Genomic DNA, 17,991 nt, shown 5'->3' with positions numbered 1-17,991 from the left:
TAAACCTATGTGACATTTCGTCGGGCGCGGTCGAACCGGGCGGGCGGCGCGTTAGAACGGGTCGAGCCCCCGGGAAACGCATCTTGTATAAACCCATCGAAGACTACGCCGTCATCGGCGACACCCACTCGACCGCGCTGATCGCCCGCGACGGCTCGGTCGACTGGCTGTGCTGGCCGCGGCACGACTCCCCGGCCCTGTTCCTCGCGCTGCTGGACGACGACAAGGGCGGCTCCTGCCGGATCGCGTTCGAGGGCCTGCGCTCGACCTCGCGGCGCTACCTGCCCGAGACCAACGTGCTGGAGACGACCTTCGTCACCGAGACCGGCAGTGCCCGGCTCGTCGACGTGATGCCGGTCAACCCGCCGACCCCCGAGCCCGAGGAGGGCCCCGATGGCGAGGGCGAGAGCCGGCTCGTCCGCCTGCTCACCTGCCTCGACGGCCACGTCGCCGGGCGCTTCACCGTGCGCCCGACCTTCGACTACGCACGCTGCGACGGCATCCCCATCGCCGACGGCGCGACGGTGCTGTTCGAGGCGGGCAAGCAGCGGCTGCGCGTCAACGCCGCGCCGGAGCCGAGCCTCGACGGCGCGATCGCCGAGAGCCGGTTCGCCCTCGGTGCGGGGGAGACCGCCTACCTCGTGCTCACCCACGGCGAGGACGGCGAGCGCGCCGCGATCGACGACTTCGCCGGCGCCGAGAGCCGCGCCGAGGCCACCATCGACTACTGGCGGCGCTGGAGCGACCGCTGCACCTATCACGGCCCCTATCGCGACGCGGTCCTGCGCTCGGCGCTCTGCCTCAAGCTGCTGACCTACTCGCCGACCGGCGCCATCGTCGCAGCCGCCACCGCCGGCCTGCCCGAGGCGGTGCCGGGCAACCGCAACTACGACTACCGCTTCACCTGGATGCGGGACGCGACCTTCACGGTCACCGCCTTCGTCATGCTCGGCTACGTCCGCGAAGCCTCCGAGTTCCTGCGCTTCCTGCGCGAGGCGGACGGCAGCTTCGGCCGCGACACGAAGCTGCTCTACGGCATCGCCGAGGCGATGCCGCCGGAGGAGGAGCTCGACCACCTCTCGGGCTGGCGCGACGTCGGCCCGCCGCTCGTCGGCAACGCCGCCGAGGGCCAGGACCAGCACGACATCTACGGCGAGCTGATCCGGGCGCTGTGCGTCTTCCTCGAAGCGGTCGACTACGACCCGCCGGAGAAGGTCAACGATCGCCTGCCGGAGGTGCTCGACAACCTCACCCGCCGCGCCATCGCCTGCCGCGACGCGGCCGACGACGGCATCTGGGAGCTGCGCACGGGCCCGCGCCAGCAGCTCCACACCAAGGCGATGCTGTGGGTGGCGCTGAACGACGCCGCCCGGATCGGCCGCAACATCGAGGGCGTGGCGCCGGAGAAGATCGAGACCTGGGAGCGGATCGCCGCCGAGATCCGCGCCGACTACCTGGAGAAGGCCTGGAACGAGGAGCGCCAGGCCTTCACCGGCGCCTACGGCTCGCACCACCTCGACGCGGCGGTGCTGCGCGCGGCCCTGTTCGGGGCGATTGACCCGAGCGACCCGCGCCTGCGCAAGACGCTCGCCGCGATCGAGGACGAGCTCGGCGTCGGCGACCTGATCTACCGCTATCGGATGGACGACGGGCTCGCCGGAGACGAGGGCACGTTCACGGCCTGCGCGTTCTGGCGCGTCGGATGCTTGGCGCTGGACGGCCGCACCGGCGAGGCCAAGGCCGCGTTCGAGCGCCTGCTGGCACGGGGCAACGACGTCGGCCTGTTCGCCGAGATGATCGACCCGAAGACCGGCGAGCAGCGCGGCAACACCCCCCAGGGCTTCTCGCACATGGCGCTGATCAACGCGGCCCTCCGCCTGCAGGACACGATCGGCCGTTTTGGGCTTCCCGAAGAGGGCTGCGCCGCGGTTAAGGCGGCGGCGGAATAGGCCTACAAACTGGGTTTGCGACCGGCGGCCCCCTCTTTCCTCCCCCTTTGCGGGGAGGGAAGCACGCATGTCCATCATCGCCCACTCGATCCGAACCCGCCACCACCCCGCCCGGACGCCGTCTCGTCCGCCTCGAAGACCACCAAGCGCGGCCGTGCGACGCGCGTAAAAACCAGTTGCGCGATGCGGTCCCCCGGCGCGATCTGGATCGGATCACCACTCGGGTTGCGGTTCCAGGCCGAGACCATCAGCGGGCCCTCGTAGTCGGCGTCGATCACCCCGGTGCCGTTGCCGAGCACCAGGCCGGCGCGATGGCCGAGGCCGGACCGGGGGACGACGAGTCCGCACCAGTCGGGATCGCGGATCAGCACGGCGAAGCCCGCGGGGATCAGCACCGGGGCGGCCTGCGGCGCGAGGTCGAGGGGCGCGTCGAGGCAGGCGTGGAGGTCGAGGCCGGCGGCCTGCGCCGAGCCCCAGCGGGGAAAGCCCCAGCCCGCCAGCCGCGGATCGAGCCCGCGGATGCCGACCTCGGGGAGCCCGGCGCTCACGGACGACACTCGGTCATGGCGGCCCTTTTCGTTTGCACGGCGGTCGGTCAGACGAACGCGCCGATACCGTTCCCCGGACGGCGAGACAAGGAGGCCGGCATGGCGCGCTGGATCGCGGGACTCGATGGCTGCCGCGGCGCCTGGGCGGGGGTGCTGCTCGACCTCGACGACCCAGGCCGTCACCGGGCGGCCCTGTTTAAGACCGTCGCCGCCTGCCTCGACGGACCGGAGGCGCCGGTCTCGGTCGGGATCGACGTGCCGATCGGCCTGCCCAACCGCGCGACGGCCGGGGGACGCGCCGCCGACCGGGCCGCGCGCGCCTACCTCGGCGCCAACCGGTCGAGCGTCTTCCCGGTGCCGCCGCGGGCGGCGATCTTCGCCGACGACTACACGGCGGCCAAGGCCCTGTCGCGGGCCAACAGCGCGCCACCCTTCGCGCCCTCGATCCAATGCTTCAACATCTTCCGCTACATCCGCGCGGTGGACGACCTGCTCCACTCGCGGTCCGCGCTGACGGCGCGCCTGCACGAGGTGCATCCCGAGATCGCCTTCCGCCGCCTCAACGGCGACCGGCCGCTCGGTGCGGGCAAGAAGGGGCCGCAGCGCCAAGCCGGACTGGACCTCCGCCGGGCGCTCCTCGTCGCCGCCGGTTTGCCGGAGACGCTGGTCCACGGCGCGCGGCCGCGCGGGGTCGGGGCGGACGACCACCTCGACGCGATGGCCGGCCTCGTCGTCGCCCGCGACATCCTCCTCGGACGCGCGAGCCCCCTGCCCGACCCGCCGGAGCGCGACGGGCACGGCCTGCCGGCGGTGATCTGGATGCCGGCGCCCCCTCGAAGAGGCACGCGGCCGGAATCCTGCTAACGACGTGGACCATGAGCGAACAGTCCAGCGCACAGCCCCTCGGAATCCGCCACGTCGCCCGCGCGCTGGTGTTCGATCCGGCCGACCGGCTTCTGCTGATCGAGTACGAATCGGTCCACGCGATCGAGCCGGACGGCAAGCCGCTGCGATTCTGGTTCATGCCCGGCGGCGGGCTGGAGCCCGGCGAGGACCACGTCACGGCCTGCCGGCGCGAGCTGTCGGAGGAGATCGGCCGCGCCGACTGCCCGATCGGCCCGCAGGTCGCGGCCTGCGACGGCCCGTTCCACCTGTTCCGGCAGTCCCGCGACGCGCGCGAGCGCTACTTCCTGGTGCGGCTCCCCGACGACCGCGTCGACACCAGCCGCCTGATGGAAACCGAGGACAACCCGCTTCACGGCACCCGCTGGTGGAGTGTCTCCGAACTGCTCTCAACCGAGGCGCGTATCGAGCCGGCCGGCCTCGGGGAACTCGCCGCGCGCTTGGTCGCCGGGCACGTTCCGGAGGCCCCGATCATCCTGAATTGGCGACAAACTTGAGCGTGGAACAGGGTGCTCAGGCTGTTCGTTCCGTGACGGAATCTTCCCTTTGTCAGGAGACATCATGTTCCCAACCGCGCTGACCGACGGCTACCGTTCCTTTCTGTCCGGCCGCTTCCCGACGGAGCGCAAGCGCTTCCAGGAACTCGCCTCGGCCCAGGAGCCAGAAACCCTGGTGATCAGCTGCTGTGACAGCCGGGTCGCGCCGGAGGCGATCTTCGACGTCGGGCCGGGCGAGCTGTTCGTGATCCGCAACGTCGCCGCGATCGTGCCGATCTACGAGACCGGCGGCGACTATCACGGCACCTCGGCGGCGATCGAGTTCGCGGTGCAAGGCCTCAAGGTGAAGAACATCGTCGTCCTCGGCCATGCCAGCTGCGGCGGCATCAAGGCCTATGCCGACAAGGCCAAGCCGCTCTCGAAGGGCAACTTCATCGGCAAGTGGGTCTCGCTGGTCGAGCCGGCCGAGGCCAAGGCGGGCGATTCGAGCGCGCCCGAATACCTCACCCGCCTGGAGCACGGGATGGTGAGCCAGAGCCTGGAGAACCTGATGACCTTCCCGTTCATCAAGGAGCGGGTCGAGGACGGCAGCCTGCAGCTCCACGGCGCGCATTTCGGCGTGGCCACCGGCGACCTGCTGGTGCGCGATCCGGAGACCGGCGACTTCAAGCCGGCGGCGGACCGGAACGGCGAGCCGCTGCGCCCGTCCGCGCTGATCAGCTGCAACTGAGGATAATCGAGCGGGCGCGTCCACCGGAGCGCCCGCGCAAGGGGTTTCGGACACGAAAAAGGGCGGCGGGCTCGATGGCCCGCCGCCCTTTTTCGTCAGCCCCGCCCGGCGTCGCCGCCGGGCGGAAGCGCTGTGATCACATCGCGTCGCGGGCGCCCGGCAGGCGCTGGGCCATGCCGTAATGGTGCTGCAGCACCGGCAGCGCCTGCTGCGCGTAGGTGCGGAGCGCCGGGTTCGGGCCGGACGAGGCGTAGGCCTCGGTCATGCCGATCGTCATCCGGTGCGCCTGGACCTGCTGGCTCACGTAGAGCCGGTCGAAGCGCGCGCCCGACGGGGTCGCGGAAAGCTCCGCCAGCATCGCCTGCTGCTCGGGGCTCGGCTGGACCACCGTGGTGCCGGCGGTCTGGTCGACGTCCACGCCGCCGAGGCGGCTGCCCGCCGCCGCGCCGCGCTGGGCGCCCGAGCCGAGACCCTCGAGCCCGCCCACCGGGCCGCCGCTCAACGTGCCGCCGACAACGCCCGCGGCCGCGCCGGTCGCGGCGCCGACGGCACCACCGGCCACCGCCAGCGGCGCGCCGATCAGGCCGTCGACCGGACCGCCCACGACACCGCCCTGCGCGGCGACGTAGCTGCGGTCACCGCCGACGAGGGCGACGTTAGCCGAGCGGTGGTCGCGGATCGCTTCCTGGGCATAGGTGCGGATCTGCGGGTTGCGAGACTTCGACAGCGCGATCTGGCTCGACTGGATCTCGAAGGCGTTCGCCTGCAGCGCCTGCAGGCGGAAATCGCTCAGGCCCTGGGCCATGGCGGGGGTCGAGACGGCGAAGGCGAGGGCGGACAGGACTGCGTAATTCTTCAGCATTGAAAACCTCTGGTCACGAATGGTGAGCGTGCAAGCCGTCATCGTTGCATCGCCCGGACCGGAATCAACCGATGCGGACGGCGGCAGCACTTCACTGGACCAACGATGACGATCGCCCATGGTTCCTCTGGTCTTGGCTGACCTTGCCGGGGCCGCGGCGCGCGAAGCCGCGCTTGATCGCCCTCGCGCCAGCGGCCATGCCTGCGCCGTCCCGTCCGCCGCGAGGCCGCCGCCCGTGAAGCTCATCGCGATCCAGATCCTGCGCGCGGCGGCGGCCCTGCTCGTGGTGATGCACCATGCGCAATCCGAGGCGGCCGCGCTGGCGCAGCGGACCGGCCAGGCCTTCGCGCCGAGCGCGCTGCTGCCCTGGGCCGGCGGCGTCGACGTGTTCTTCGTGATCTCTGGCTTCATCATCGTCCACGCGGCGACGGCCCACGCCGCCGGGCCGCACGGCCGGCGGCGCTTCCTCGCCCACCGGATCGCGCGGGTGGTGCCGCTCTACTGGCTGGTCACCGCCCTCTACCTCGCGGTCGGGCTGGCGGCGCCGGCCGCCCTCAGCGGCGCCGGCGGCCCGCTCGACGCCGGATCGGTCGTCGCCGCGTTCCTGTTCTGGCCGGCCGCGCGGGCGGACGGCGCGGTACAGCCGGTCTACGGCCTCGGCTGGACGCTGAACTGCGAGATGGCTTTCTACGCACTCTTCGCGGTCGGGCTCGGCTGGGGCCGACGGTCGCGTGTGGCGTGGCTCGTGGCGGCGCTCGCAGGAATCGTTCTGGCGGGGGCATGGCTGCGGCCCGCTTCGGTGCCGCTCGCCTTCTGGTCGAACCCGGTGATGCTGGAATTCGCCCTCGGTGCCCTGATCGCGCTGACCCGTGACGAGGGGCTGAGGCTGAGGGAGCCGGCGCGGGCGGCGCTCGCGCTCCTCGGGCTCGGCCTGCTCTGGCGCGCCGCGCAAGGAAGCGCAGACCTCGACGGATTCTGGCGCCCGCTCGCCCTCGGCATCCCGGCGGCCTGCCTGGTCGCCGCAGCCGCGCTCGGCCATGCGCGGGCGGAAGGCGGGCGGCGATCGTCGATCGTGTCGGCGCTCGCCGCATTGGGCGACGCCTCCTACGCGCTGTACCTCGTCCACCCCTTCGCCCTGCGCGCCTTGCGCGAGGTCTTGGTGCGCGCGAACCTCGCGGCCCTGCTCGACCCCTGGGCCGCGCTCGCCCTGATGCTGGCGGCCAGCGTCGCGGCGGCGCTCCTCGTCCACGCCTTCGTCGAGCGCCCGATGACGCGGCTGGCCCGCGCGCGCCTCGATCCGGCGCCCGATCCGAGTCCGAAAACCGTGTGAGCGCCGGGGGACGGCGAGTTTCCCGCCGCCGCGATCCGCATTAGCGTCGCCCCAACGATGGCGAACCCCAAGCGAGGCGACGCGATGAAGACCCTTCTGGTGCCGATCGCGCTCCACGACGCCCTGCCCTCGGTGCTGGAGACGACGCGCCTCGTGGCGCAGCGCTTCGGCAGCCTGATCGAGGGCGTGTCCCTGCGGCCGGCACTCGCCGAGTACGTGCCCGTCGACATGGTCGGCGGCATGACCTGGCTGCGCGACGAGGAGGCCGACCGGGCCGAGGCCGAGAAGGCCGGCGGGCGCTTCGTCGCCTTCATGGATGCGGCCGGCATCCCGCGCCACGCCCGCGACGGCCTGTGCGTTCCCGAGAACGTCGCCGGCGCCGGCGCCCGCTACCGCTGGCGCCAGGACGTGCCCGCGGGCGACGCCTTCCTCGGGCAATACGCGCGCCTGTTCTCGGCCACCGTCGTCGGCCGCCCGGGCGCCGCCGACGGCACGCCGCGCATGACCACCTTGGAGACGGCCCTGTTCGAGGGCGGGCGCCCGATCCTGGTGGCGCCGCCCACCCCGCCGACGCGGTTCGGCGACGCCATCGTCGTCGCCTGGAACGGCTCGACCGAGACCGCGCGGGCGGTCGCCTTCGCGATGCCGCTGCTGCGGGCGGCCTCCCGCGTGCTGGTGCTCAGCGTCGAGGGCGGCACGGTGCCGGGTCCGAGCGCGGAGGACCTTGCCCGCTCGCTCGCCTGCGAGGGCGTGTCGGCCGAGCACAGGGCGCTCCCCGCCGGGCGCCGGACGCCGGGCGAGACCTTCCTCGCCGAGGCCAAGGCCTTCGGCTCCGACCTGCTGATCAAGGGCGCCTACACCCAGAGCCGCTTGCGGCAGATGATCTTCGGCGGGCCGACGAGCCACCTCCTCGCCCACGCCGACCTGCCGATGCTGATGGCGCACTGAGCGGCGCCGCGGCGTCATGGCCGGAACCTCGGCCGTACGCCCGGCGTTCGCGCCTCGCCGGGCCGTGCCGGTCGATCGAGGGCTGACCACAGTGATCCGAGCTTGTCTGATCGCGCTCGCGCTGAGCGCGACCTCCGTCGCGGCGCAGGCCCAGGCCCCGCAGGCCCCGACCTCCGCCCCGCAACCGAAGGAATCGGTCGCCCGCTACCACGGCACCGTCGAGGCCCGCGACGCGGAGTCTGTGCGGATCCGGCGCCCGGACGGCGAGACGGTCACCGTGCTGATGAACGTGAAGACGCGCCTGTTCATCGCCACCGCCGGGCGGCTGCGCGACATCAAGCCGGAGAGCTACGTCAGCATCGTGTCGGTGCCCGGCCCCGACGGGAAGCCGAAGCCGATCAAGGTCGCGATCTACTCGCCGTCGGAGCGCGGCTTCGAAGCCGGCACCAAGCCCTGGGACGCCGCCCCCGACGCGCGGCTCACCGCGGGCTGGATCGGCGGGCTCTCGCTCGATGCGCCGCGCGAGGTCGAGCTGGTCTACGAGGGCGGCAGCAAGACCTTCACCATCCCGCCCGGCACGCCGACCGCGCAGATCGCGCCGGGCGAGAAGGCCCTGCTGGTCCCCGGGGCCGACGTGGTCGTGCTCGCCCGCAAGGATGCCGAGGGCGTCGTCAACGCCGACCTCGTCGCCGTCGGCCGGTCGGGGACCGAGCCGACCTTGTGACATCCCGCACGACGCGACGCCGGCCGCCCTCCCCGACCGGCGACCTCTGATCGCAGGCCAGCGATGAAGGCATGGCGCCGGGCGGGTCGCCCGCGCTACATCGCCCGCATGACCGACTTCACCCTCGATCCCCGGCTCGCCGCCGACACCGTGCCGGTCGGCGACCTCGGCCTCTGCTCCGTCCTGCTGATGGACGACGCACGCTTCCCGTGGCTGATCCTGGTGCCGCGCCGGCCCGGGCTGAGCGAACTCACCGACCTCGCCGCCGACGACGCGGCCGCACTGTGGCGCGAGGTGCACCTCGCCACGAGCGTGATGCAGGCGCTGGCCAAGCCCGACAAGGTCAACGTCGCGACGCTGGGCAACGTGGTGGCGCAGCTCCACGTCCACGTGGTCGGGCGCTTCCTGTCCGATCCGGCCTGGCCCGGCCCGGTCTGGGGCTTCGAGACGCGCAAGCCCTATCCGCATCACGCCCGCGCGCAGCTCGCCGAGCGCGCCGGCGCCCAGTTCGCAGCAGCCTGAGGTGGCGATGCCCGATCCGTTCGCGACGCTCGGCTTCACGCAGAGCCGGCTCGTCCGCCATTCCTCGGAGCAGCCGGAGGGCGCGGTGCCGGCCTCCGACACACCGGACACCGGCCTCGTGCTGATGGCCGGCGACGCGCTCGTGCTGCGCGGCGGCAGCGCGATCCTCTCCGCCGAGGACGGCGCGCGGGCGAACCCGCTGATCACCCAGGAGCGGATCTTCCTCGGGCACGTCGAGGGGCGACCGATCTTCGCGGCGGTCGCGGCTCCCGAGGCGGCCGAGGCCTATGCCGACGACACCTTCCGGACGCTGGACCTGCGCACCATCGCCACCGAGGGCGCGGTGCCGCAGCAGGAGCTCGGCCTGCTCGCCACCGCCAAGTCGATGCTCGGCTGGCACGGGCGCAATCGCTTCTGCGCCAATTGCGGCACGCAGACCCTGTTCCGCGCCGGCGGCTTCCGGCGGGAATGCCCGACCTGCGCCGCCCACCACTTTCCGCGTACCGACCCGGTGGTGATCATGCTGATCCGTCGCGGCGAACGCTGCCTGCTCGGGCGCGGCCCGCACTTCAAGGAGGGGATGTACTCGTGCCTCGCCGGCTTCCTCGAGCCGGGCGAGACGATCGAGGCCGCGGTCGCGCGCGAATCCTACGAGGAGACGCGGGTGCGGGTGTCCTCGGTCGCCTACCACACCTCGCAGCCCTGGCCGTTCCCGTCCTCGCTGATGATCGGCTGCACGGCGGAGGCCCTCGACGAGACCATCGTCACCGACCCCACCGAACTCGCCGACGCCCGCTGGTTCGACCGCGCCGAGGTGCTGGCGATGCTGGAGCGCCGCCACCCGGACGACCTGTTCGCCCCGCCGCCGATGGCGATCGCCCACGTGTTGATGCGCGCCTTCGTCGACGGGCGGGCGTGAGGGTCGAAACCCGTCGTTCGCCACCGACTGCAAACGCTCGGAATCCGTGAACGCCGAGCAGCTTGCCGGTTTCCCCCCGTCAATCAGCTCGCGATCTTCTGGCGGGGACCGAAACCCTGGAGGAGATCCTCGAACTGCGCCGCCGGCAGCGCCTTTGCGTACAGGAATCCCTGACCCTGCTTGCAGCCCATTTCGAGCAGCCGCGCCTCCTGGTCCGCGGTCTCGATCCCTTCCGCGATGATGTCCAACCCGATGTCGTTCCCGATCTGGATGATGGAGCGCACGATCGCCGCATCGTGCTGATCGGTCATCAGGTCCCGGACGAATCCCCGATCGATCTTGAGGCGCGTCAGCGGGAAACGCTTGAGCGAACTCAACGAGGCGTAGCCGGTCCCGAAATCGTCGAACGAGATGCCGACTCCGCGACGATGCAGGTCGCGAAACGGGCGAAGGACAGGTTCGTCGACCTTCAGGAAGATCGTTTCGGTGATTTCCAGCTCCAGCATCTCCGGGCTCAACCGGTGCCGCTGGAGCGCGTCGGCGACGTCCAAGGTCAGCGTCCCCGACCGGACCTGGGCGGTGAACAGGTTGACGCCCATTTTCCGGATCGGGAGCCCGGCGTCGCGCCAGGCCGCCGCCTGCCGACAGGCTTCGTCGAGGATCCAGCGTCCGACCTCGAGGGCCAGGGGGTGCTCCTCGAGCTGCGGCAGGAAGGCGCCCGGATACAGCAATCCGCGTTCGGGATGCCGCCACCGCAGGAGGGCCTCGGCCCCGTTGATGCACCGGTTCTCGAGCGCCACCTGCGGTTGGTAGTGGAGCACGAACTCGCCGGCCGCGACCGCCCTGCGCAACTCCGACTGCATCGCCAGCCGCGAAAGCAGCGCGCTCCGCATCTCGGGCTGAAACAAGCGGAAGACACGCTTGCCGTCCTGCTTCGCGCGAAAAGCGCCAAGTCCGCGTTGCCGACGAGTTCGCCCGCCGACAGGCCCTGCGTCGGGCTGATGGCCCCTCCGACGCTGACGCCCAGATGGAAGGTATGACCTAAGACGCAGAACGGTGCCGCGAAGGCTTCGAGAAGCGCGGCGGCACCGGCTGCGACCTTCAGTGGATCGGTGGCGCCCGGCAGCATCACGGCGAACTCGTCGCCGCCGAACCTGGCGAGGATCGCATCCGCACCGAGCCAGGCCGGCAGACGGATGGCGAGGGTTTGGAGGACGGCGTCGCCGGTGCCGTGCCCGCAACTGTCGTTCACCTCCTTGAACCCGTCGAGGTCGAGCATGAGGACGCACGTGGCCTGACCGGCGACGAGCCGCGCGTCGAGCGTCTCTTCGAAGGAGGCGCGGTTGGGCAACCCGGTGAGGGTGTCGTGATGCGCAAGCCTGACCAGATGCGCGTCGCGGGCGCGCCATTCCGAGATGTCGCGCATGATCGCCCCGAAGCCGAGGCCGAAGCGGTCTCTCCAAATCGACAACGTGAATTCGGCCGGAAACTCGCTGCCGTCGCAACGTCTCGCCGTGACCTCGATCGTTCGGCCGGCCATCCGGGAGGGCTCGTTACGGACCATGCGGGCCAAACCTGCCGCGTGGCTGGCGCGAAACCGTTCGGGAACGACGACATCGATGTTTTGGCCGAGCATCGCGCCGGGTCCGTATCCGAAGAGCGCCTCGGCCGCATCGTTCACGAAGGTGATACGACCGCTGCTGTCGTTGGTGATGAAAGCATAGGTGGCGGCCTGTACCAGTCCCAAAGCGCCCGCCACTCTGGTGTCTGAAGAGGCCGGGCCTTGAAGACCGAATGCTTGTTCGTTCGCGTCGATGCCAGTCATCACTTCAGCTCAATGGAATCCACGCATTGCGAAGAAGCAACATGTCACGGTAATCAAATCGAATTAAACATTTGTTACAGTCATTTCGACTGATCGGGTTCACTAAATATGACTTTTATCCTATAAAGATTGTCGGTTCCGGCGCGGAAACCGGGCCGAAAACACGTGAACTGACATCCCGTGAACGCTCGCTTCCAACCGAACGAAGCGATTTCTGCGGCTGCGTCGGGTCGAGGACGAACGACATCGCGGGTTGATCCGCCGCCACGAGAGCCTGTTCCGCGATCTTCGGATCATGGAAGACGATCGAACCCGCCGTGCAGCCGTATGACCTTCGCGCGAGCCTGCGTCCGTCTCGCGCGAAAGTGCCTCAGATCTCGATCGCCCGGCGCCCGCCCATCCCGGCGGGATCGAGGGCGACGCTCTTGATCACCGCGTGGACCGGGCGGCCGACCGCGAGGTCGAGGTCTCGGACGGCGGCGCCGGTGAGGCGGGCGGCGAGCACCGCGCCGCCGCAGGCGACCTCCACCATCACCGCGTGCCCGTCCGGGATCAGCGCCGCGACCCGGCCGGACAGCACGTTGCGGGCGCTGAGGCCGATCGGCACCGCGGTGGCGACCAGCACGTCGCGGGCCGGCACCCGCACCCGCAACGCACTGCCGACGGCGCGCGGCAGCAGCGGTACGAGGAGCCGCCCGGCCGCGCCTTCGAGGCGGGTCAGGCCGGCCTCCGGGTCGTGCCCGGCAACGGTCATGTCGAGGAGCGCGCCGGCCTCGGCCTCGTGGACCGGAACGAGGTCGGCCCGGCGCAGGATCGCCTCGGCCGGGCCGCAGGCGGCGACGCGGCCGGCCTCCAGCACCACCACGGTGTTGGCGAGCCGGGCCACCTCGCCGACCGCGTGGCTGACGTAGACGATCGGGATGCCGGCCTCGTCGCGCAGCCGCTCGATGTAGGGGAGGATCTCGCCTTTGCGCGCCTCGTCCAGCGCCGCCAGCGGCTCGTCCATCAGCAGCAGGCGGGGCTTGGCCAGCAACGCACGGCCGATGGCGACGCGCTGGCGCTCGCCGCCGGAGAGGCCCGCCGGCCGCCGGTCGAGCAGGTGGCCGACGCCGAGCATGTCGACCACCGCGTCGTGCTCGGCCCGGTCCGCCCTTTGGCCGGAGAAGAGCCGACCGTAGCCGAGGTTGCCCCGCACGCTGAGGTGCGGGAACAGGCGCGCGTCCTGGAACACCAGCCCGATCCGGCGCCGATGCACCGGCAGGGCGATGCGCCGCTCCGTGTCGACCAACGTCTCGCCGGCGACGACGATGCGGCCGCGATCGGGGCGGCTCAGCCCGGCGATCAGGTCGATCAGCGTGGTCTTGCCCGAGCCCGAGCGGCCGAACAGGGCGGTGAGCCCGGCCCCGGCCTCGAAGGCGGCGTCCAGCGTGAACGCGCCCCGGCGCAGGGCGACGGCGACGGCGATCGTCATGCCGGCCGGCTCCTTCGCGGCGTCCCCGCGTTGTGCGACGACACCCTCACGGAAGGCCGCGCATGATCACCGTCCACCACCTGGAGAACAGCCGCTCGCAACGGGTGCTCTGGCTGCTCGAGGAGCTCGGCCTGGACTACGACGTGAAGCGCTACGCCCGCGACCGCGAGACCATGCTGGCGCCGCAGGAACTCAGGGCGATCCACCCGCTCGGCAAGTCGCCGGTGATCACCGACGGCGACGTGACGGTGGCGGAATCCGGCGCCATCGTCGAATACCTCACCGCCCGCTGCGGCGGCGCCCTGGTGCCTGCCCCCGGCACCGAAGAGCATCGCCGCTACACCTACTGGCTCCACTACGCCGAAGGCTCGGCGATGCCGCCGCTCCTGCTGAAGCTGGTCTTTTCGCGCCTCGCGCCGGGCAGCCCGGCGCTGGTGCGCCCCCTGGTGCGGGGGATCGCCAAGGCGGTCACGGCCAAGTTCGTCGACCCGGAGCTGCGCCGCCACGCCGCCTACTGGGAGGGTGAGCTGGCCGACCGACCGTGGTTTGGCGGCGACGCCTTCACCGCCGCCGACATCCAGATGAGCTTCCCGCTCGAAGCCTTCGCCGCGCGCGGCACCGGCGCCGGCGCGCGCCTGACCGACTGGCTCGCCCGCATCCACGCCCGCCCGGCCTACCGGCGCGCGCTGGAGCGCGGCGGGCCGTATGCCTATGCATGAGGCGCGGTGGGATCGCAGCCTCCCCGTCATCCCGCCCCCAGCCGCCGCCCGATGCGGCGGGCCAGAAGTTCGGACAGCAGCAGGGCGGCCATCGACAGGGCGACCGAGATCAGCGTGAGGCGCAGCGCCGCGGCCTCGCCGCCGGGCACCTGCGTCAGCGTGTAGATCGCCGCGGGCAGGGTCTGTGTCTCGCCGGGGATGTTCGAGACGAAGGTGATGGTGGCGCCGAACTCGCCCATCGCCTTGGCGAAGGCCAGCACCGCGCCGGCGAGGATGCCGGGCAGGCTGAGCGGCAGGGTCACCGTGAGGAACACCGCCAGCGGCCGGGCGCCGAGCGTCGCGGCCGCCTGTTCGAGGCGGGCGTCCACGGCCTCGATCGACAGGCGCATCGCCCGCACCATCAGGGGAAAGCCCATGACTGCGCAGGCGAGCGCCGCCCCGGTCCAGCGGAACGCGAACACGATCCCCACCTCGGCGAGCCACCCGCCGACGAGCCCGCGCCGGCCGAGCGCCAGGAGCAGCAGGTAGCCGGTGACGACGGGGGGCAGGATCAGCGGCAGGTGGACCAGCCCGTCGAGCAGGGCGCGCCCGGGAAACCGCCGCCGGGCGAGAAGCCACGCCACGGCGATCCCCGGCAGCAGGCTCGCGAACGTCGCGACGGCGGCCACCTTCAGGCTCAGCGCCACGGCGGTCCACTCGTCGGGCGTCAGGTCGAGCAAGGATGGGTCGTCCGGTCCGGGAGGCGCCGCGGACCGTCGCGGCCGCTCGATAAGCAGCCTTGGACGGGGGATGCGCGGCGCGCAAGCGGCTCAGGCGCCGGTCTCGTCCTTCGTGCCGGGCTTCGCCTCCTCGGCGCGGTGCAGGCGGCTCAGCAGCACGAGGAGCCGGCCCGGCAGCGGCGTCTCGAGGGCCTCGGCCCCGAGCAGGGCGTCGCGCGGCCGGGCCGGCTGGCGCCGGCGCCGGGCGAGGCCGTTGAGGACGACCGGCCGGGCAACGGAAGGTCTCGACTTGGTCACGCGGACGCACCCTCGATGAACGAACGACTCGGACGACAATGCGGAGTGCCGACGTGGTGGCCTGACCGAAACCGTTGCACGCCGAAGCCGGTTCCGGGGGTCGATATGATGAACGCGTGAACAATCTGCCGCATTCCCAGGCGGTTTTGCCGCGGTTCGATCCGCTTGTGGCGGCTCCGATCCGAGGGTGGTAGAGGCGGCCATGCTCGAAGGCCTGCACCCGAACCGCCCGACCCACGTCCTGCAGCTGATGACCGACGAGCGGTCGGCGCGCACGATGACCGACCTGCTGGGCGAGATGTTCGACCCGACGGAGACGGCGGTGGCCGCCTTCGAGTCCGAGGACGGGGTGACGTGGCGGCTCGAGGCCTACTTCGCCGACGCGCCGGACGAAGATTACATCCGCGACCTGATCCGCCCCGTGGTCGGCGCGAAGGCGGACGCCGCCGAGTTCCGCACCGTCGACCAGAAGGACTGGGTCCGCGCCTCGCTCGAAGGCCTCGTGCCCGTGCGCGCCGGACGCTTCCGAATCCACGGCTCGCACGACCGCGACACCGTGCGGCCGAACGAGCTCGCCATCGAGATCGAGGCGGCGCTGGCCTTCGGCACCGGCCACCACGGCACGACGCTCGGCTGCCTCAAGGCCCTGGTGGACGTGCTCAAGCGTGGCCGCCCCGGCCGGGTGCTCGACGTCGGCACCGGCACCGGCATCCTCGCTTTCGCCGCCGCCAAGGCCCTGCGCCGCCCGGTGATCGCCGGCGACCTCGACGGCGAGGCGGTGCGCACCGCCCGCGCCAACGCCCGCGCCAACGGGCTCGGACCCTACCTCAAGCTCTACGAGGGCCCGGGGGTGCGCAACGCCATGGCCGCGCGGACGCGCCACTTCGACGTCGTCTTCGCCAACATCCTCGCCCGCCCCCTGCGCGCCCTGGCGCCGACGCTCTCGGCGGTGGTGGCCGAGGGCGGCGTGCTGGTGCTCTCGGGGCTGATCGAGCGCGACGTGGCCGGCGTGCTCTCGGCCTACCGCCACCAGGGCTTCCACCTCGCCTCGCGGGGGACGATCGAGGGTTGGGTCGCCCTGGTGCTGCGCCGCGGCGGGGCGGCGCAGCGGCCGCTGGCCGGGTCCGCCCGGCGCTGAGCCCGATCCGAGGCGGACGGCCCGCGTTCGGTTGCCCGCGGGGTGCCGCCGGCGATACCGTGGGCGCATGACCCGCACCCGATTCCAGACCTTCGACGACCCGAGCCACCGCAAGGGGCCTGAGCGCGTCGCCGCCCTTCGCGCCGCCTTGCGCGAGGCCGGAATCGACGGCTTCGTCGTGCCCCGCGCCGACGAGCACCAATCCGAATACGTCCCGGCCAACGCCGAGCGGCTCGCCTGGCTCACCGGCTTCACCGGCTCGGCCGGCACCGCCGTGATCCTGGCCGAGGCCGCAGCACTCATGGTCGATGGGCGCTACACCATCCAGGCGCCGGAACAGGTCGATCCGGGCGTCGTCACGGTCGTGCCCCTCGCCGAGAGCACCGCCGAGGCCTGGATCGGCCGGACCCTGCGGCGCGGCGCAGTGCTCGGCTACGACCCGTGGCTGCACACCCCCGACGGGGTCGCCCGCCTCGAGCATGCCGCCGCCAAGGCCGGCGCCTCGGTGAAGGCGCTATCGGAGAACCCGGTGGACGCGGTCTGGGCCGGCCGCCCGAAGCCGCCATCGGGCCGCGTGATCGCGCATCCGCTCGACTTCGCCGGCGAAACCGCGAGCGACAAGATCGCGCGCATCCGCGTGGAGCTGGAGGCCGGCCAGTGCGACGCGCTGGTGATCTCCGATCCCCACAACCTCGCCTGGGCGTTCAACCTGCGCGGCGGCGACGTCGGGCACACGCCGCTGGCGCTGGGCTACGCCATCCTGCCGCGCGAGGGCCGGCCGCGGCTGTTCCTGGTGTCGCACGACGTGACGGAGGAGGCGCGGGCGGCGCTCGCCCCGGTCGCCGACATCGCCTCGCGGGACGACTTCGAGCCGGCGCTCGGCGAGCTCGCCGGCAAGCGCGTGCGCCTCGACGCCGCCACCGGCGCCGCCGCCCTGAAGGAGCGCGTCGCGACGGTGGGCGGCACCCCCGATGTCGGCCCGGACCCGATCACCGCGATGAAGGCGGTGAAGAACGCCGCCGAGATCGCCGGCGCCCGCGCCGCACACCGGCGCGACGGGGCGAGCGTGGTGCGTTTCCTCGCCTGGCTCGACGGGCAGAGCCACGTCACCGAGGTCGCCGCGGTGGAGGCGCTGGAGGACTTTCGCGCGGACGGCGGCGACCTGCGCGACGTCTCGTTCCCGACGATCTCCGGCTCCGGGCCGAACGGCGCGATCGTGCATTACCGCGTCACCCGCGCCACCGACCGGCGGGCGGAGCCGGGCGAGCTGTTCCTGATCGATTCCGGCGCGCAATACCCCGACGGCACCACCGACATCACCCGCACGGTCGCGGTGGGCGCGCCGAGCGCGGAGATGCGTGATCGCTACACCCGCGTGCTGCGGGGCCACGTCGCCATCAGCCGCGCGGTCTTCCCCAAGGGCACCACAGGCGCGCAGATCGACACCCTTGCGCGCCTGCCGTTGTGGGAGGCCGGCCTCGATTTCGACCACGGCACCGGCCACGGCGTCGGCGCCTTCCTCTCGGTGCACGAGGGCCTGCAGCGCATCGCCAAGACCGGAACCGTCGCCCTGGAGGCGGGGATGATCCTCTCCAACGAGCCGGGCTACTACCGCGCCGGGGGCTACGGCATCCGCATCGAGAACCTCGTCCTCGTCGAGCCCCGCGAGGTGCCCGGCGGCGAACGCCCGGTGCTCGGCTTCGAGACCCTGACGCTGGTCCCCTACGACCGCCGCCTGATCGTGCCGGAGATGCTGAGCCCCGCCGAGCGCGCCTGGATCGACGCCTACCACGCCCACGTCCGCGACGTGCTCGACCCGGACCTCGACCCGGAGACGCGAGCCTGGCTGGAGCGGGCGACGGCGGCACTCTGAACCCAGGATCGATCCTC

The 17,991-nt window shown here is 72.0% G+C and carries 18 protein-coding genes and 1 pseudogene; 12 read left to right on the top strand and 7 right to left on the bottom strand.

Features of this window, described 5'->3' with window-relative positions; genetic code table 11:
- The first annotated feature begins 80 nt into the window (after nucleotides 1–80).
- Nucleotides 81–1,949: a glycoside hydrolase family 15 protein gene (locus tag MFF13_RS01235; protein ID WP_373322467.1), complete on the top strand. Its 1,869-nt coding sequence runs from the start codon at nucleotides 81–83 to the stop codon at nucleotides 1,947–1,949.
- Between the two features lie 74 nt (nucleotides 1,950–2,023).
- On the opposite strand, the gene dut is transcribed toward MFF13_RS01235, so the two are convergent.
- Nucleotides 2,024–2,497: a dUTP diphosphatase gene (gene dut / locus MFF13_RS01230; RefSeq protein WP_147827890.1), complete on the bottom strand. Its 474-nt coding sequence runs from the start codon at nucleotides 2,495–2,497 to the stop codon at nucleotides 2,024–2,026.
- Nucleotides 2,498–2,596: 99 nt separating this feature from the next.
- Between dut and MFF13_RS01225 the strand changes: the two genes are divergently transcribed.
- From MFF13_RS01225 to MFF13_RS01215, 3 genes are all read left to right on the top strand, one after another.
- Nucleotides 2,597–3,361, top strand: coding sequence for a DUF429 domain-containing protein (locus MFF13_RS01225; RefSeq protein WP_147827889.1), 765 nt, complete (start codon nucleotides 2,597–2,599; stop codon nucleotides 3,359–3,361).
- Between the two features lie 11 nt (nucleotides 3,362–3,372).
- Complete coding sequence (locus MFF13_RS01220; RefSeq protein ID WP_238270200.1) at nucleotides 3,373–3,897, top strand: NUDIX hydrolase; 525 nt, start codon at nucleotides 3,373–3,375, stop codon at nucleotides 3,895–3,897.
- A 64-nt stretch (nucleotides 3,898–3,961) separates the two neighbouring features.
- A complete protein-coding gene (locus MFF13_RS01215) occupies nucleotides 3,962–4,627 on the top strand; it encodes a carbonic anhydrase (protein WP_147754358.1) in 666 nt (221 codons plus the stop codon).
- Between the two features lie 136 nt (nucleotides 4,628–4,763).
- Here MFF13_RS01215 and MFF13_RS01210 read toward each other — a convergent pair whose 3' ends face one another.
- Entirely contained in the window at nucleotides 4,764–5,489 is a 726-nt protein-coding gene (locus tag MFF13_RS01210; RefSeq protein WP_147827887.1) for a DUF4142 domain-containing protein, read from the bottom strand.
- Between the two features lie 235 nt (nucleotides 5,490–5,724).
- On the opposite strand from MFF13_RS01210, the gene MFF13_RS01205 reads away from it, so the two are divergent.
- From MFF13_RS01205 to nudC, 5 genes are all read left to right on the top strand, one after another.
- Complete coding sequence (locus MFF13_RS01205; RefSeq protein WP_238270198.1) at nucleotides 5,725–6,819, top strand: acyltransferase family protein; 1,095 nt, start codon at nucleotides 5,725–5,727, stop codon at nucleotides 6,817–6,819.
- A gap of 84 nt (nucleotides 6,820–6,903) precedes the next feature.
- Nucleotides 6,904–7,767, top strand: coding sequence for a universal stress protein (locus MFF13_RS01200; RefSeq protein WP_238270196.1), 864 nt, complete (start codon nucleotides 6,904–6,906; stop codon nucleotides 7,765–7,767).
- A 91-nt stretch (nucleotides 7,768–7,858) separates the two neighbouring features.
- The gene (locus MFF13_RS01195; protein WP_238270194.1) at nucleotides 7,859–8,491 is read left to right on the top strand and encodes a hypothetical protein; all 633 of its coding nucleotides are present in this window, start codon (nucleotides 7,859–7,861) and stop codon (nucleotides 8,489–8,491) included.
- A 108-nt stretch (nucleotides 8,492–8,599) separates the two neighbouring features.
- The gene (locus MFF13_RS01190) at nucleotides 8,600–9,013 is read left to right on the top strand and encodes an HIT domain-containing protein (RefSeq protein ID WP_147827911.1); all 414 of its coding nucleotides are present in this window, start codon (nucleotides 8,600–8,602) and stop codon (nucleotides 9,011–9,013) included.
- 7 nt (nucleotides 9,014–9,020) lie between these two features.
- The gene (nudC, locus tag MFF13_RS01185) at nucleotides 9,021–9,932 is read left to right on the top strand and encodes an NAD(+) diphosphatase (RefSeq protein ID WP_147827885.1); all 912 of its coding nucleotides are present in this window, start codon (nucleotides 9,021–9,023) and stop codon (nucleotides 9,930–9,932) included.
- Nucleotides 9,933–10,015: 83 nt separating this feature from the next.
- Here nudC and MFF13_RS01180 read toward each other — a convergent pair whose 3' ends face one another.
- From MFF13_RS01180 to modC, 3 genes and pseudogenes are all read right to left on the bottom strand, one after another.
- Complete coding sequence (locus MFF13_RS01180) at nucleotides 10,016–10,840, bottom strand: putative bifunctional diguanylate cyclase/phosphodiesterase (protein WP_238270193.1); 825 nt, start codon at nucleotides 10,838–10,840, stop codon at nucleotides 10,016–10,018.
- 89 nt (nucleotides 10,841–10,929) lie between these two features.
- Nucleotides 10,930–11,757 (bottom strand): annotated as a pseudogene (locus MFF13_RS01175) (diguanylate cyclase domain-containing protein); the annotation flags it as partial.
- Nucleotides 11,758–12,127: 370 nt separating this feature from the next.
- Nucleotides 12,128–13,228 (bottom strand): molybdenum ABC transporter ATP-binding protein, encoded by a 1,101-nt coding sequence (modC, locus tag MFF13_RS01170; protein WP_147827883.1) that lies wholly within the window; start codon nucleotides 13,226–13,228, stop codon nucleotides 12,128–12,130.
- A 62-nt stretch (nucleotides 13,229–13,290) separates the two neighbouring features.
- Here modC and MFF13_RS01165 point away from each other — a divergent pair, with 62 nt between their 5' ends.
- Nucleotides 13,291–13,947: a glutathione S-transferase family protein gene (locus MFF13_RS01165; RefSeq protein ID WP_147827882.1), complete on the top strand. Its 657-nt coding sequence runs from the start codon at nucleotides 13,291–13,293 to the stop codon at nucleotides 13,945–13,947.
- A gap of 26 nt (nucleotides 13,948–13,973) precedes the next feature.
- Here MFF13_RS01165 and modB read toward each other — a convergent pair whose 3' ends face one another.
- Both modB and MFF13_RS01155 read right to left on the bottom strand, forming a co-directional pair.
- Entirely contained in the window at nucleotides 13,974–14,666 is a 693-nt protein-coding gene (gene modB, locus MFF13_RS01160) for a molybdate ABC transporter permease subunit (RefSeq protein ID WP_147827881.1), read from the bottom strand.
- A gap of 90 nt (nucleotides 14,667–14,756) precedes the next feature.
- A complete protein-coding gene (locus tag MFF13_RS01155) occupies nucleotides 14,757–14,963 on the bottom strand; it encodes a hypothetical protein (protein WP_147752447.1) in 207 nt (68 codons plus the stop codon).
- Between the two features lie 202 nt (nucleotides 14,964–15,165).
- On the opposite strand from MFF13_RS01155, the gene MFF13_RS01150 reads away from it, so the two are divergent.
- Both MFF13_RS01150 and MFF13_RS01145 read left to right on the top strand, forming a co-directional pair.
- Nucleotides 15,166–16,101, top strand: a complete 936-nt coding sequence (locus tag MFF13_RS01150; protein WP_238270192.1) for a 50S ribosomal protein L11 methyltransferase — start codon at nucleotides 15,166–15,168, stop codon at nucleotides 16,099–16,101.
- A 67-nt stretch (nucleotides 16,102–16,168) separates the two neighbouring features.
- Nucleotides 16,169–17,974, top strand: a complete 1,806-nt coding sequence (locus tag MFF13_RS01145) for an aminopeptidase P family protein (protein WP_238270190.1) — start codon at nucleotides 16,169–16,171, stop codon at nucleotides 17,972–17,974.
- Nucleotides 17,975–17,991: the final 17 nt, after the last annotated feature.

This window comes from Methylobacterium cerastii, assembly GCF_022179125.1.
Lineage (GTDB): Bacteria > Pseudomonadota > Alphaproteobacteria > Rhizobiales > Beijerinckiaceae > Methylobacterium > Methylobacterium cerastii.
The sequence above is the reverse complement of the archived record's forward strand: the minus strand, read 5'-3'. Positions and strand labels throughout refer to the sequence as shown.

Coding starts and splice junctions, on each gene's coding strand:
- MFF13_RS01200 (WP_238270196.1), top strand. CDS start 6,904: ATGAAGACCCTTCTGGTGCCGATCGCGCTCCACGACGCCCTGCCCTCG.
- MFF13_RS01165 (WP_147827882.1), top strand. CDS start 13,291: ATGATCACCGTCCACCACCTGGAGAACAGCCGCTCGCAACGGGTGCTC.
- MFF13_RS01225 (WP_147827889.1), top strand. CDS start 2,597: ATGGCGCGCTGGATCGCGGGACTCGATGGCTGCCGCGGCGCCTGGGCG.
- MFF13_RS01210 (WP_147827887.1), bottom strand. CDS start 5,489: ATGCTGAAGAATTACGCAGTCCTGTCCGCCCTCGCCTTCGCCGTCTCG.
- MFF13_RS01150 (WP_238270192.1), top strand. CDS start 15,166: ATGCTCGAAGGCCTGCACCCGAACCGCCCGACCCACGTCCTGCAGCTG.
- MFF13_RS01145 (WP_238270190.1), top strand. CDS start 16,169: ATGACCCGCACCCGATTCCAGACCTTCGACGACCCGAGCCACCGCAAG.
- MFF13_RS01220 (WP_238270200.1), top strand. CDS start 3,373: ATGAGCGAACAGTCCAGCGCACAGCCCCTCGGAATCCGCCACGTCGCC.
- modC (WP_147827883.1), bottom strand. CDS start 13,228: ATGACGATCGCCGTCGCCGTCGCCCTGCGCCGGGGCGCGTTCACGCTG.
- MFF13_RS01215 (WP_147754358.1), top strand. CDS start 3,962: ATGTTCCCAACCGCGCTGACCGACGGCTACCGTTCCTTTCTGTCCGGC.
- nudC (WP_147827885.1), top strand. CDS start 9,021: ATGCCCGATCCGTTCGCGACGCTCGGCTTCACGCAGAGCCGGCTCGTC.
- MFF13_RS01190 (WP_147827911.1), top strand. CDS start 8,600: ATGACCGACTTCACCCTCGATCCCCGGCTCGCCGCCGACACCGTGCCG.